Origin of the sequence: Actinomycetospora sp. NBRC 106375 (assembly GCF_030269665.1) — a bacterium.
Taxonomy (GTDB): domain Bacteria; phylum Actinomycetota; class Actinomycetes; order Mycobacteriales; family Pseudonocardiaceae; genus Actinomycetospora.
In genome coordinates this window covers 190,511-204,128 of the sequence record NZ_BSTS01000010.1, presented here as the reverse complement: position 1 = coordinate 204,128, position 13,618 = coordinate 190,511, and the positions used below count along the sequence as shown (strand labels likewise).

Genomic DNA, 13,618 nt, shown 5'->3' with positions numbered 1-13,618 from the left:
GTGGCGACCTCCGTCGCTCGTCAGGGGGCCGGACCCGCCGTACGGGGGGCCGACGGTCGGGCGCGCGGGAGTGCGCGTCGACGCGGGGTGCTCGTTCGGTGCGGCGTCAGCGGTCGTGCGCGCCGAGGTGGCCGGCGGACCGGGCCCAGCGGTACTTGGCGCCGAGCACGGCCACGGGCATCTCCGTGGTGTACGGATAGGCCACGACCCCGCGGTCGTAGAGGTACTGGCTGGCCTCCTCGACCTCGGTGTCGCCCGCGAGCGAGACCACCACCGGCTTGTGGATGCCGTCGTCCCGCGCCTCGGCGACCACGCGTGCGGCGAGCTCGGCGAAGACCATCGGCGGGGTGACGATCGTGTGCCAGTAGCCGATCACCAACGCGTGGATGCGCGGGTCCTGCAGCCCGAGCCTGATCGTCGACTCGTAGGTGCTCGGCGGTTCGCCACCGGTGATGTCGATGGGGTTGCCGGCCGCACCGAAGGGCGGGATGTAGGCCCGGAAGGCCGCGTCGAGATCCGGCGGGATGTCCATGAGGGTCAGCCCGTTGTCGACGCAGGCGTCGGAGAGCAGCACCCCGGACCCGCCGGCGCCGGTGATGATCACGACGTTCTCGCCCTGCGGCGTGGGGAGGACCGGGAGGCCCCGGGCGTACTCGAGCATGTCCTTGAGCCCCGGCGCCCGGATCACCCCCGCCTGGCGGAGGATGTCGTCGTAGACCTGGTCGTCACCGGCGAGCGCCCCGGTGTGCGAGCCCGCGGCGCGGGCGCCCATCGCGGTGCGGCCGGCCTTGAGCACGACCACCGGCTTCTTCACCGTGACGCGCTGGGCGGTCTCGACGAACGCCCGCCCGTCCTTGAGGTCCTCGAGGTGCATGGCGACGCACTGCGTGGCCTCGTCGGCCTCGAAGTAGGTGAGCAGGTCGTCCTCGTCGACGTCGGACTTGTTGCCCAGACCGACGATGGCCGAGACGCCCATCTTCGTGGTCCTCGCGAACCCGAGGATGGCCATGCCGATCCCGCCGCTCTGCGACGTGAGCGCGACGCCTCCCCGGACGTCGTAGGGGGTGCAGAACGTCGCGCAGAGGTCCTGGTGGGTCGAGTAGTAGCCGTAGATGTTCGGGCCCAGCAGGCGCACGCCGTGCGCGGCCGCCGTGGCCACGAGGTGCTCCTGCATCTCGACCTCGCCGACCTCGGCGAAGCCCGAGGGGATCAGCACGGCGACGGGGATCCCCTTGTGCCCGACCTGCTCGACCTGCGCCGCCACCAGCTTCGCCGGAACCGCGAAGACGGCCACGTCGACCTCGCCGGGGATGTCGGTGACCGACGCGTACGCCCGCCGTCCGAGGATCTCGTCGGCCTTGGGGTTCACCGGGTGGATCTCGCCGGCGAACCCGCCGTCGACGAGGTTGCGCATCACCGAGTTGCCGATCTTCCCGTGCTCCGCGGAGGCGCCGATCACCGCGACCGACCGGGGCCGCATGAGCCGGGTCATCGTCGCCAGCATCTCCTGCTGGTCGTAGCGCACCGGCGGCGGCCGGACCTCGTCGTCGAGCACGACGCGCACATCGGCGGCAACCGCACCGTGCGCATCGGCGAACACGGGATTGAGGTCGAACTCGCGGATCTCGTCGAAGTCGGCGACGAGGTCGGAGAGCCGGCGGATCACGTCGGCGATCGCGTCGGCGTCCACCGGCTCGGCACCCCGCACGCCGCGCAGCACGTCGGCGGCGGCGATGTCGTCGAGCATGCCGCGTGCGGTCGGCCCGTCGACGGGCGCGAGCCGGAACGTCGCGTCGTGGAGGACCTCGACCAGCACCCCGCCCAGGCCGAACACGACGACCTTGCCGAACGTGGGGTCCGTGGTGGCGCCGACGATGACCTCCTGGCCCGCGCCGACCATCTGCTGGATCTGCACTCCGTGAACGCGGGCCGAGGCGTCGTACGCGCCGGCCGCGGCGACGATGTCGTCGTAGGCACGCCGCACGTCGGTCTCGCCCCGCACCCCGACCCGGACCCCGCCGGCCTCGGTCTTGTGCAGGATGTCCGGCGACACGATCTTCAGGACGACCGTGCCGCCCATGCGGGCGGCCAGGTCCACGGCCTCGTCGGCGGACCTCGCGAGCCCCTCGGCAGGGGTGGGGATGCCGTAGGCCAGGCACACCTCGCGCCCCTCGGGCGCGGTCAGCGAGCCGCGCCCGTCGCGGCGGGCGGCCGCGAGGACGGCCCGGACCGTCTCCCGGTCGTAGCGATCGTCGGCACCGGTCCCGGGCCGCACGTCGGTCTCCGTCGTGGTGGCCATCAGATCACCCCTTCCGACTGCAGCTCGGCGAGTTCCTCGGCGTCGATGCCGAGCCGCTCGCGGAAGACGTGCTCGTTGTCCTGGCCGAGCAGCGGTGAGGACTCCACCTTCACCGGCGAGTCGGACAGCTTGATCGGGCAGCCGACCGTGGTGAACGCCCCGCGCTCCGGGTGGTCGACGGTGACGATCATGTTGTTGTCGACCAGCGAGGAGTCCTCGATCAGTTCCTTGGTCGAGAGGATCGGCCCGCAGGGGATGTTGTGGGCGTTGAGGGTGGCCAGCACGTCCCACTTGCCGTGATTGATCGACCACTCCTCGATCATCTGGAACATCTTGTCCAGCTTCGGCAGACGTGCCTCGGGGGTGGCCCACTCCGGATCGTCGGCGAGCTCCGGGCGACCGATCAGCGCGGCGATCGGTTTCCAGCCGGGCGGCTGGACGATCACGTAGACGTGGTCGTTCGGGCCGCCGGGCGCGCAGCGCACCGCCCAGCCGGGCTGACCGCCCCCGGACGCGTTGCCCGACCGCGGGACCTCGTCGCCGAACTCGGAGTTGGGGTACTCCGCGAGCGGGCCGTGGGTGAGGCGCTGCTGGTCACGCAGCTTCACTCGACACAGGTTGAGCACCGCGTGCTGCATGGCCACCGAGACGCGCTGTCCGCGACCGGTGTGCTCGCGCTGCAGGAGGGCGGCCAGGATGCCGGCGACGGTGTGGATGCCGGTGCCCGAGTCCCCGATCTGGGCGCCGGTCGCGGTCGGCGGGCCCTCCTCGAAGCCGGTGGTGCTCATCGATCCGCCCATCGCCTGGGCGACGACCTCGTAGGCCTTGAAATGGGTGTACGGGCCCTCACCGAAACCCTTGATCGAGGCGTACACGAGTCGCGGGTTGATGTCCTGCAGCCGATCCCAGGTGAATCCCATCCGGTCCACCGCTCCGGGACCGAAGTTCTCCACCAGGACGTCCGACGACTTCACCAGTTCGGTGAAGAGCTCCTTACCGCGGTCGGACTTCATGTTGAGCGTGATGCTGCGCTTGTTGCAGTTCAGCATCGTGAAATAGAGGCTGTCGACGTCGGGCAGGTCCCGCAGCTGCTTGCGGGTGATGTCGCCCGTCGGCGATTCGAGTTTGACGACCTCGGCGCCGAGCCAGGCGAGGACCTGGGTGGCCGAGGGACCGGACTGCACGTGGGTCATGTCGAGCACCCGCACGCCCGCCAGTGCCTTCTCCATCAGCGAACTCCTGTTCGTGAGCCGGTCACTTGTACATGGTCTGGTTCATCGTTCCCGGGGCGTAGACCTCGGGATCGACCCAGACATTGATGAGGGAGGGCTTGCCGGACTCCCGTGCACGTGCCAGTGCGGGGGCGATGTCGGCGGGGTCGCGGACCTCTTCGCCGTAGCCGCCGAGCATGCGGGCGAACTGGTCGTAGGGCACGTCGCCGAGGGAATTGCCGACGCGTCCGCGGTCGCGGCCGTACTTCTGTTCCTGGCCGTACCGGATCTGGTTCATCGAGGAGTTGTTGCCGACGATCCCGACGAACGGGAGGTCGAAGCGCACCATGGTCTCGAAGTCCCAGCCGGTGAGGCTCAGCGCGCCGTCCCCGAAGAGGCAGACGACCTCCTTGTCGGGGCGGGCGTGCTTCGTGGCCATCGCGAACGGCACCCCGACGCCGAGCGTCCCGAGCGGGCCGGGGTCCATCCAGTGGCCGGGCGACTTCGGCTGCACGACCTGGCCGGAGAAGGTGACGATGTCGCCGCCGTCGCCGATGTAGATCGAGTCCTCGGTGAGGAACTCGTTGATCTCGTGCACGAGCCGGTAGGGGTCGATGGGGGAGGCGTCCGAGTGCTGCCGCGGCAGCCGCTTGCGGTAGGCCTCGTCCTCCACGTTCCGCAGTTCGGCGATCCACTCCCGGCGGGCGGTCGTGGCGGCGTCCCGCCCGCCCGACGCCGCATCGGCGACCGCCGAGAGCACGGTGCCGGCGTCGCCGACGATGCCGAGGTCGATGTCGCGGTTCTTGCCGACCGTGCGGTAGTCGAGGTCGATCTGGACCAGCGTCGCGTTCGGGGAGAGCCGCTTGCCGTAGCCCATCCGGAAGTCGAACGGCGTGCCGACGATGATGATCAGGTCGGCGTTGTCGAAGGCGTAGCGCCGGGCCAGCTGGAAGTGCATCGGGTCGTCCGGCGGCAGGGTGCCCCGGCCGGCGCCGTTCATGAAGGCGGGCACCGCGAGCTCGCGGACGAACCGGATCGCGTCGTCGGTGGCGCGGCACGTCCAGACCTGGTTGCCGAGCAGGACGCAGGGCTTCTCGGCCCGGCTGACGAGCTCGGCGAGGCGCTCGACGTCCGCGGGGTCCCCGAGCGAGCGGCGGGAGGCGCGGTAGGCGCCGGGTGACGGGACACGGGCCTTCTCGACCGGCACTCGGGCGTCGAGGACGTCGCGGGGGATCTCGAGGAAGCTCGGCCCGGGCGCGCCGTGGAAGCACTCGCGGAAGGCCATCGAGACCATGTCGGCCGCGCGTGCCGTGCCGGGCACCGTCGCGGCGAACTTCGTGATCGGCGACATCATGTCGACGTGGGGCAGGTCCTGCAGGGACCCCATCCGGTGCTGGCTCAGCGCCCCCTGACCGCCGATGAGCAGCATCGGGCTCTCGGCGCGGAAGGCGTTGGCGACGCCGGTCACCGCGTCGCTGGTGCCCGGGCCCGCGGTCACGACGGCACATCCGGGCCGGCCGGTGACGCGGGCGTGGGCGTCCGCGGCGTGCGCGGCCACCTGCTCGTGACGCACGTCGACCACGCTGATGCCCTCGTCGACGCAGCCGTCGTAGATGTCGATGATGTGCCCGCCGCAGAGCGTGTAGATCGTGTCCACGCCCTCGGCCTTGAGCGCCTTCGCCACGAGGTGGCCGCCGGAGATCTGTTCCGGGGGCGCCGCGGGATCCCGCGGTTCGCCGGCACCGTTGGTCGGGGGTGCGGCGGGGGACGTCTGTGTCATCGCGGGCTCACTCCTCGTCGGCGGGGTGTGACCGTTCCCTCGGTCGTTCAAGATCACATACTGCATACCGTATGGAAGTGGTACACCTCACTCCGTGCTCGTGTCCAGGGGTCCCGGTCGCCGACCGTGGTCCCGTGGTCGCTCGACGTAGGCGCTGACCTGCGAGGACGGGTGTCCGGAAGAAAGACGACGAACGGGACGGAGAACCACGTGAAGGTTGCGATCCTGGGAGCCGGGGCGATCGGTGCCTATGTCGGCGCGTGCCTGTCGCGGGCCGGTGCGGACGTGCACCTGGTCGCCCGCGGGGCCAACCTCGAGGCGCTGCGGCGCGACGGTGTCCGGGTGCAGAGCGCCCGCGGCGACTTCGTGGCGCACCCGCCGGCCACCGACGACCCGGCCGAGATCGGTCCGGTCGACCACGTCGTCCTCGGGCTCAAGGCGAACGCCTACGCCGCCGCCGGGCCGATGGTGCGCCCGTTGCTGCACGCGACGACCTCGGTGGTCGCCGCCCAGAACGGCATCCCGTGGTGGTACTTCCACGGCCTGGGCGGGCCGTACGCGGGGCGGCGGATCGAGGCCGTCGACCCCGACGGGACGGTGAGTGCGGCGCTACCGCCCGGGCGGGCGATCGGGTGCGTCGTCTACGCGGCCACCGAGCTCGCCGCACCGGGCGTGGTCCGGCACGTCGAGGGCACCCGCTTCTCGGTCGGGGAGCCCGACGGCAGCGCCTCCGCGCGCTGCGCGGAGTTCGCCGCGGCGATGCAGGCCGGTGGCCTGCGCTGCCCGGTGGAGCCGGACATCCGCAACGACATCTGGGTCAAGCTGATGGGCAACATCTCGTTCAACCCGATCAGCGCCCTGACCCGCGCCACGATGGCCGGCATCTGCCGCCACGACGGCGCCCGCGAGCTGGTGCGCTCGATGATGGAGGAGACGCTGCTCGTCGCCCGGTGCCTCGGTGCGGACCCGGCGGTCTCCGTCGATCGCCGTCTCGCCGGGGCGGAGCGCGTCGGCGAGCACAAGACCTCGACCCTGCAGGACCTCGAACGGGGCCGGCCCCTGGAGCTCGACGTCCTGCTCCACGCGGTCGTCGAGCTCGCCGAGCTCACCGAGACCGACGTGCCGGTCCTGCGGGCGGTCGCGGCGCTGACCGACCTGCTCGATCGCAGCCTCGCTCCCGGGGACGTCCCGCCGGCCGCGTCCTCGGCCGGCGCCGGGGTCGCCTGACGAGGGGTCTTGTGCTCCAGGTCACGCTTCCTCCACTCTGTGCATACAGTATGGAAGGAGCTCGCCATGATCGTCGACGACGGGCGGACCGTGCACGAGGTGCGTGACTGCGACGGCCGCCGCTACCGGACGGGCGAGGACCCGCGCGATCTCCTCGGCCGTCCCCGGGGGTCGGTCCTGGCGGCGTCGGCCGTGGCGATGGCGGCGGTGGGCGTCATGCAGTACGGCTTCGGGGCGGTGGCCCCCGCGCTGATGGCGGCGCGCGGCTGGGGTCTCGAGGGCACGTTCTGGCTGCTCGCGGGCTGGATCGTGTTCCAGGCCGGCGCCGGCTTCCCGGTCGCGACCCTGCACGGGCGCCGCGCGGTGCGGCCGCGCTCGCTGATGGTCGCGGCCGCTCTCCTGTGCGGGCTCGGTCTCGTCGGTCTCGGGGCGGGCGGTCCGCTCGGCGCCGTCGCGTACACGGTCCTCGGCGGCAGCGGCGCGGGGATCGTCTACGCGACCTGCAGCTCGGTGGTCGCCGCCTGGTACCCGGAGCGGGCCCCGCAGCGGGTGAGCCTGGTGACCGGCGCGTTCGCCCTCGGTTCCCTGCCGGTGGTCGTCGCCGCGCTCGTGGCCCTCGACCCCGGCGCGCTCACCCCGGCGCTCGTCGGCGCCGGACTGGTCGTCCTGGTCGTCGTCGCGGCCGCGGGCGTGCTCCTCGCCGATCCGCCGCCGCACTGGTGGCCCGCCGACGTGGATCCGCGCCGCTGGGCGCTGCGCCGCGGCCCGTCACGGCTGCAGAACCCGGCCTCCGGGCGCTCGTACACCCCGCGGCAGGCCCTGCGCACCCGGGCCCTGCTGCTCGTCGCGGTCGTCCTCGCCGCCGCGGTCGCGGTGTCGCTGCTCGACGCCGCCTTCCTCGTCGTCCTCGCCCTCGGGCTCGGCGCCGGCCCCGGTCCGGTCGTGCTCGCCGCCGCCCTGCTGGTCGGGTTCGCGGGCGGTGGGCGCTCGGTGGCCGTCACGGTCGGCGACCGGGTCGGGGCGGTCCGCACGATCAGCGCGGTGCTCCTGGTGCAGGCGGTCGCGCAGGCCGTGCTCGCGATGGCGGCGGCCTCGGGATCGGTGGGCCTCGTCGTGGCCGGTGGTGCGCTCGCCGGCGCCGGGGGAGGAGCGTTCTATCCGCTGTTCGCCGGGCTGACCCGCGAGTTCTTCGGCCGGGACAGCGCCGTGGAGGTCCACGCGGTCGTCTACAGCGCGAAGGCCGTCGGCGGCGTGCTCGGCGTCGGGCTGGCCGCGACCGTCGTGACCCAGTGGGGGTTCGCCGCGGCGTTCGGTCTCGCCGTGGCGGTCTCCGCGGCGGCGGCGCTGGGCGCCCGGGCCTTCACTCGCCCCGGTCTGCCGCGCACCCTGCCCGGCCCGGTCGCGCGGGTCGTGGCGGGCGCGCCGGGTCAGCGCGCGTTCTCGAACTCGTCCGCGTCCGGGGCGTCGACACCGTCCTCCTCGGCCGCGGCCAGGTAGGAGCGCCGGGTCTCCTCGGTGTGGGCGCGCATCACCGAGGAGGCCTCCTCGGTGTCACCGGCGGCGATCGCCTCGATGAGCGCGGCGTGCTCGTCCCAGGAGCGCGCCCCGCGGCGCTGCGCGACCGAGGCGTAGTACCAGCGGACCCGGCGGTCGACCTGCGCCGCGAGCTCGATGAGCACGTCGTTGCCCGAGGCCCGGGTCACCGCCCGGTGGAACTCCGCGTTGGCCTCGACGATCCCGTCCCGGTCGTCCGCCTCCACCGTCGCGACGCCCCGCCGCCACAGCTCGCGCAGGTGCGCGACGTCGGCCTCGGCGGCGTTCTCCGCCGCGAGCCGGGCGGCCTCGGTCTCGAGCAGGGACCGCACGCTGAGCAGCTGCTCGGCCTCCTGCGGGGTGGGGGCGTGCACGAAGGCGCCGTAGCCGGGACGCAGCTCGACCCAGCCGTCGTTCTTCAGCCACTGCAGGGCCTCGCGCACGGGCTGCCGGGACACGCCGAGCGTCGCGGCCAGCTCGGCCTCGGCGAGGTGCTGGCCGGGCGCCAGGCTGCGGGACACGATCATCTCGAGGATCGCCTCGTACACGCTCTCGCGCAGCGGCACCGGGCGCGCGATCCGCCGCGACGTGTCCGGTGGCGTCACGTCGAGCCCCCTCCCTCGGCCGTCGGCCGGGTCGCGTACACGGCCTACAGCATACGACGTACCGCAGAGGGGCCCGGCCCCGACCACGACGGTGTGAACAGAGCGTGACCGTCACCCCGCGCCGACCGGGCGTCGCCGCGCCGTCTCCCGACCGGGGTGTCGTAGCCTGGTCGCGCGGATGAGTCGGCCGGGCGACCGCGGCGGGTGATCCCCGTCGAGGAAAGTCCGGACTCCACAGGGCAGGGTGGTTGCCAACAGCAACCCGGGGTGACCCGCGGGACAGTGCCACAGAGAACAGACCGCCACCGGGTCCGCTCGGTGGTCAGGGTGAAACGGTGGTGTAAGAGACCACCAGCGTCCTGGGTGACCAGGACGGCTCGGTAAACCCCACCCGGAGCAAGGTCAAGAAGGCCGGTCCGCGAGGACCGGCCGCGCAGGTCGTCCGAGGGCTGCCCGCCCGAGACCTGCGGGTAGACCGCTGGAGCCCGCCGGCGACGGCGGGCCGAGATGGATGGTCGCCACCCACGCTCCCGTGAGGGACGTGGGCACAGGATCCGGCTTACAGGCCGGCTCGTCCGCCCCGCACCGCGTCAGCCCGGGTCCCTCGGGGTGCGCCAGGTCGTAGGCGCGGGAGAGCTTCTTCGGCACGACCATGCGCCAGGCGTCGACGACGAACTCCCGTGCCTCGGTCGGGTCGAGGGTCGCGAGATCGGACTCCACCCATCCGAAGCGCAGCTCCGAGGGCCGCGGCAGGTGGAAGCGGTCCGGCTCGGCCTCGACGAGCGCCGCCCGCTCCTCCTTCGGGAACGCGAACCCCATCTCCGTCTCGTCGAGCGAGAACGCGACGTAGACGATCTGCCCGACCCGGAACCGCAGGCGGCCGCGGACGTACGCCGGGTACGACCGCTCCAGGCTCGAACCCAGCCCTCGCACGTCCTCGACCTCGGCCACGGGACAGAGCATGTTCCCCGGAGACGACCGAAGGGGAGAGCGCATGCGAGTCACGACCTTCTACGCCGACCTGCGGGTGCCCGACATCGCCGCGGCCCGGGACTTCTACGCCGGCTACCTGGGGATGGACCACGAGGAGATCAACATGGACTGGGTGACCCGGTTCTCCTCCGACACCGGCGCGAGCGTCCAGCTCGTCACCCACGACAGGACGGCCCCGGAGGACCCGGTGGCGTCGGTGAAGGTCGACGACGTCGACGCGGCGTACGCGGAGGCGCAGCAGCGCGGGTACGAGATCGTGCACCCGCTGACCACCGAGCCGTGGGGAGTGCGGCGGTTCTTCGTGCGGGCGCCCGACGGCAACGTCCTCAACATCGTTCAGCACGTGGACTGAGCTTCGTGTTCGCTACGCCCGATCGGCGCAACGGTCTCCTGTGAGCGGTGTAACAGATGACGGGCGCCAGCCGATGGCCCACCGGCACCGTCATGATCGGCGGGCTCGGGTGAACGGTGGCGGGGGAGCGGGTGGCCGAGGCGGGGGCAGACGGGCAGGAGCATCCCCGGTGGCTCCAGGGGCTCGTGCTCGTGGTGCTGTTTCTCGCCGGAGTCGGCGGCATCCTCCTCGTCGCGCTGGCTCCGACCCCGCCCGAGACCATCGGCGACTGGGCCCTCCTCGTCGTGGGCGCCGTCCTCTCGACCGCCGCCACCGCGGCATGGGCGAGGGGGGTGTTGCTCAGGATCGTCCCGCGGGTGACCGGGACGCTGCGTCGGACTCTGCTGTCGGTAGCTCGGCGACGGGTGCTCGTCCCCCTCGCGATCCTCGTGGCGCTCGGCATCCTGCTCGGTGCGCCGGGTCTGGACCTGTCGGGGCAGCTGAAAATCGCCCTCGCCGGCTGCTCCTCGCCGCAGGAGCTGCGCCTCGTCGCCGGTCCTGACAACGAGGTGACCGCTCGCCACCTCGCGCGCCGCTACGAGTCGTACACCGCTACCAAAAATCACGGGTGCCCGGAAGTCGAGGTCAGCGTCTTCGCCGTGGACTCTCGCATCGTCGCGGCACATGCCCGCGCTCCCGACAGTTGGTGGGACCCGGACACCGGACTGTCCGCGATCGGCCCGCAGCCCGATCTCTGGCTCACCTCGACACGCGCCGAAATGACACCGGTCGCGGTTCCCGGGACCGCGCTCGCCGAGGACCCCCGGTCGATCGCCTCCACTCCGGTCGTCGTGGGCCTCTCGCCCCTCGTCCGCGGTCGGAACCGACCAGGTGGAGGGTCGGCGGTGGTCCGAGGTCTTCCGGTCACTGGTGTTCGGGGGCGAGCTCGTGGCTCGACCCGACCCCGACGCCCCCGGCGCGGGAGCGGTCTCGACGGCCGTGCTGTACGGCCAGGGTGCGCCAGGGGCGCTCGACCCCGGCCAGGTCGAGGGCGCGCTCGCTGCTGCGCGGGCGCAGGGTGGTTTCCCGACGGGCTCGTCGGCGGCTCAGCTCTGCGCGTATCGCCGGGCGACCCCCTCCGTCGGGGCGATGATGCCGGGCAGCGCCGTCGCGCGGACCGCCGTGATCACCACCGAGCAGGAACTCGCCCGCCTCGACCGCGGTGACCCTCTCGGCACCTCGTGTCCCGATGCCGTCCCCGACGGCATGTCACGGGACGTCCGCCTCGACGCCGTCTACCCCAGCGACACCCACGGTCTCGACTTCCAGATCGCGCGGATGGCGTGGACGGCAAGCTCCCGTCCTGGCGTGGCTACCTCGCGCACCACCGATGAGCAGGCCTCGGTAGCGCGCGACTTCGAGGACTGGCTCGGGGCCGAGGACGGGAGGGGAGCGCTCCTCGCGGAGGGTCTGCGTCCCCCGGGCGACTTCGCCGCGCCCAGGGGAGGACTGCTCGACTCGCAGAATGGCGTGGATCTCAACGCCGAGGCCGACCTCTCGGGGGTGTCGGCGGACGTCTTGGCCGACATGCTGGCGCGCCATCGGGACGCGCAACCCCGCGGGCGCGTTCTTCTCGCGGTGGACACCTCGGGCTCGATGGACGCGGGGGCCCCCACTGGTACCCGGCTCGACGTGGTCCGCGGTGCGGTCGGAGGCGCGCTCCGGCTCGCAGGCCCCCGCGACGAGGTCGGCCTCTGGGTGTTCCCGGGCGGCGTGGCGAGCGGGCATCAGGAGCTGGTTCCCGTCGGCCCGGCCGCGCCGGATCGCCTCGACCAGGTCCGGCGCTCCCTCGGCACAGCGCGAGCCTCCGGGAACACACCGCTGTACCGGGCGATGGTCGACGGCGTCGGGGCAGTCGGCACGGGCGATCCGACCGTCACGTCGGGAGCCGTGGTGATCACCGACGGCGAGGACACGAACAGCGGCCTGACGCCACAGGCCGTCGCGACGGCGCTTCGGGCGGGGACTCGTCTGACCGTCATCACCCTCGGTGAGATCCGGTGCAACGGCCCGGGGCTCTCGACGTTGACGGCTGCGTCGAGCCAGGTCGAGTGCCGTGACGCCGACCCGGCGAACCTGGGGCCTGTCCTCGAGGACACCGTCGACGACATCTGGAGCGGCCGATGACCGCCGCCGACCGGCCCCCACGCGATGGGCACCCACCCAGAGCGATGCCGTGGGGTGCGTTCGCGCTGACGGCGGGAATGTCGTTGCTCCTCGTCGCGCTGCTGATCGCCGCGAGCCTGCCGTTCATCGACCCCGACACCGGTCTCGAGCCTGGCCCGCTGGTCCTCGTGACCGGCCGTGACGACAGCGTCGGGCGGCAGCGGATCGAGCTCGTTCGGGAGTGGAACGCGATCCACAAGGACAACCAGGTCCAGGTCATCGAGCTCCCGCCTGTCGCGGACGCCCAGCGCAGCGAGATGATCGCGCGAGCCCAGGCTGGGGCCGGCGCGGACGTCATGAATCTTGACGTCACCCTGACCGAGGAGTTCGCGCGAAACGGCTATCTCGCACCGATCGACGAGGGTTCGGTACGCGTCGACGACTTCCTCGAGCGGCCGCTCGACAGCTGCCGCGACACGGAAGGTCGTCTGTGGGCGCTGCCGTTCAACACCGACCTCGGCCTCCTCTACTACCGGCGTGACCTCCTGCAGAGCCTGCTCGGTCGCCCGAACGCCGACCCGCCCCGCACCTGGCGGGAGCTGCAATCCGACGTCGAGGACATCCGCCGGACGGGATATCGAGGTCCGGCCTACGTTGGTCAGTTCGCGGACTACGAGGGCCTGACCGTGAACGCCCTGGAGCTCGTCCGAGGAGAGGGCGGCGAGGTGGTCGGCCCCGACGGGTCCGTCACCGCCGGTGCGCACCTGCCCGACATCGAGACGGCGTTCAGCCGTCTCGGCGTGCTCTCCCTCGGCCTCGCAGGACAGACCGAGGACGAGAGTTCCGAAGCCTTCCGGGCGGGCGGCGCGGTGTTCATGCGGAACTGGCCGCGCGCGTACCTGGCCCTGTCGGCGACCCGCGAGGCCGGCCAGCCTGACCGGGAGATCGGTGTGACGACCTTGCCAGACGACTCCGGGATCCTCGGTGGACAGAACCTGGCGATCTCCAGCCAGACCGAGCGGCCTCGGGCCGCGCGAGCGTTGATCGACTTCCTGACCAGCGACCGCAGCGAGCAGGTCCTCTTCGACCGCGGTGGGCTGCCGGCGGCACGTGCTGTGGTGTACGAGGACCCAGAAGTGCGTCGCCGCTACCCGTTCGCCGCGGACCTGCGCGCCGGGCTCGATGACGCCCTGCCCCGGCCGTCGTTGGTGCACTACGCGCGGTTCTCGGCGGTCTTCCGGCAGACCGCCGCCGAGTACGGCAATGGGAGTCGTCGGAGCCTTCCACCGGATTTCGTGCCGCGACTCGAGGATGCGGCGGCCGGCCGGATCGCGTCCGACTGAGGATCATCCGGCCCGCTCGAGTCATGAGGGCTGGTCCTGGTGGCGTTCGGGCCGGCGACCGGACGTCGGGGTAGGCGGCCGTCAACGACCTCCACGCCGCCGGAGCGACCACATCCTGGACCGGCGTCCC

9 protein-coding genes, 1 other RNA gene and 1 pseudogene are annotated in these 13,618 nt (G+C 72.3%); 6 read left to right on the top strand and 5 right to left on the bottom strand.

Going from position 1 to position 13,618, the window contains the following annotated elements; translation table 11 throughout:
* Nucleotides 1-106: 106 nt before the first annotated feature.
* Genes QSK03_RS18345 through QSK03_RS18335 form a run of 3 tightly spaced genes read right to left on the bottom strand, consistent with a single transcriptional unit; the run spans nt 107 to nt 5,290 of the window.
* Entirely contained in the window at nt 107-2,299 is a 2,193-nt protein-coding gene (locus tag QSK03_RS18345) for an acetate--CoA ligase family protein (protein WP_285654805.1), read from the bottom strand.
* Complete coding sequence (gene frc / locus QSK03_RS18340; RefSeq protein WP_285654800.1) at nt 2,299-3,528, bottom strand: formyl-CoA transferase; 1,230 nt, start codon at nt 3,526-3,528, stop codon at nt 2,299-2,301. The genes QSK03_RS18345 and frc overlap by 1 nt, the downstream gene beginning before the upstream one ends.
* Nucleotides 3,529-3,553: 25 nt before the next feature.
* Complete coding sequence (locus QSK03_RS18335) at nt 3,554-5,290, bottom strand: thiamine pyrophosphate-binding protein (protein ID WP_285654799.1); 1,737 nt, start codon at nt 5,288-5,290, stop codon at nt 3,554-3,556.
* Nucleotides 5,291-5,500: 210 nt separating this feature from the next.
* Between QSK03_RS18335 and QSK03_RS18330 the strand changes: the two genes are divergently transcribed.
* Both QSK03_RS18330 and QSK03_RS18325 read left to right on the top strand, forming a co-directional pair.
* Complete coding sequence (locus tag QSK03_RS18330) at nt 5,501-6,517, top strand: 2-dehydropantoate 2-reductase (protein ID WP_285654798.1); 1,017 nt, start codon at nt 5,501-5,503, stop codon at nt 6,515-6,517.
* Nucleotides 6,518-6,583: 66 nt separating this feature from the next.
* Nucleotides 6,584-8,014, top strand: a complete 1,431-nt coding sequence (locus QSK03_RS18325; protein ID WP_285654797.1) for an MFS transporter — start codon at nt 6,584-6,586, stop codon at nt 8,012-8,014.
* On the opposite strand, the gene QSK03_RS18320 is transcribed toward QSK03_RS18325, so the two are convergent.
* Nucleotides 7,945-8,655 (bottom strand): GntR family transcriptional regulator, encoded by a 711-nt coding sequence (locus QSK03_RS18320; RefSeq protein ID WP_285654795.1) that lies wholly within the window; start codon nt 8,653-8,655, stop codon nt 7,945-7,947. The genes QSK03_RS18325 and QSK03_RS18320 overlap by 70 nt on opposite strands.
* 179 nt (nt 8,656-8,834) lie before the next feature.
* Between QSK03_RS18320 and rnpB the strand changes: the two genes are divergently transcribed.
* Nucleotides 8,835-9,233: RNase P RNA component class A (gene rnpB / locus QSK03_RS18315), an RNA gene on the top strand.
* Nucleotides 9,234-9,318: 85 nt separating this feature from the next.
* On the opposite strand, the pseudogene QSK03_RS18310 reads toward rnpB, so the two are convergent.
* Nucleotides 9,319-9,618: pseudogene (locus QSK03_RS18310) on the bottom strand (MmcQ/YjbR family DNA-binding protein); the annotation flags it as partial.
* A 31-nt stretch (nt 9,619-9,649) separates the two neighbouring features.
* On the opposite strand from QSK03_RS18310, the gene QSK03_RS18305 reads away from it, so the two are divergent.
* The 3 genes from QSK03_RS18305 to QSK03_RS18295 all read left to right on the top strand — a co-directional run bounded on the left by QSK03_RS18305 (nt 9,650) and on the right by QSK03_RS18295 (nt 13,488).
* Nucleotides 9,650-10,000 (top strand): VOC family protein, encoded by a 351-nt coding sequence (locus QSK03_RS18305; protein ID WP_285654792.1) that lies wholly within the window; start codon nt 9,650-9,652, stop codon nt 9,998-10,000.
* A gap of 927 nt (nt 10,001-10,927) precedes the next feature.
* Nucleotides 10,928-12,166, top strand: coding sequence for a vWA domain-containing protein (locus QSK03_RS18300; RefSeq protein WP_285654789.1), 1,239 nt, complete (start codon nt 10,928-10,930; stop codon nt 12,164-12,166).
* Complete coding sequence (locus QSK03_RS18295) at nt 12,163-13,488, top strand: extracellular solute-binding protein (RefSeq protein WP_285654786.1); 1,326 nt, start codon at nt 12,163-12,165, stop codon at nt 13,486-13,488. The genes QSK03_RS18300 and QSK03_RS18295 overlap by 4 nt, the downstream gene beginning before the upstream one ends.
* Nucleotides 13,489-13,618 lie beyond the last annotated feature (130 nt).

What these genes read in the sequence shown, in the direction of transcription:
- frc (WP_285654800.1), bottom strand. Translation starts at nt 3,528, where the DNA reads ATGGAGAAGGCACTGGCGGGCGTGCGGGTGCTCGACATGACCCACGTG.
- QSK03_RS18295 (WP_285654786.1), top strand. Translation starts at nt 12,163, where the DNA reads ATGACCGCCGCCGACCGGCCCCCACGCGATGGGCACCCACCCAGAGCG.
- QSK03_RS18305 (WP_285654792.1), top strand. Translation starts at nt 9,650, where the DNA reads ATGCGAGTCACGACCTTCTACGCCGACCTGCGGGTGCCCGACATCGCC.
- QSK03_RS18325 (WP_285654797.1), top strand. Translation starts at nt 6,584, where the DNA reads ATGATCGTCGACGACGGGCGGACCGTGCACGAGGTGCGTGACTGCGAC.
- QSK03_RS18335 (WP_285654799.1), bottom strand. Translation starts at nt 5,290, where the DNA reads ATGACACAGACGTCCCCCGCCGCACCCCCGACCAACGGTGCCGGCGAA.
- QSK03_RS18345 (WP_285654805.1), bottom strand. Translation starts at nt 2,299, where the DNA reads ATGGCCACCACGACGGAGACCGACGTGCGGCCCGGGACCGGTGCCGAC.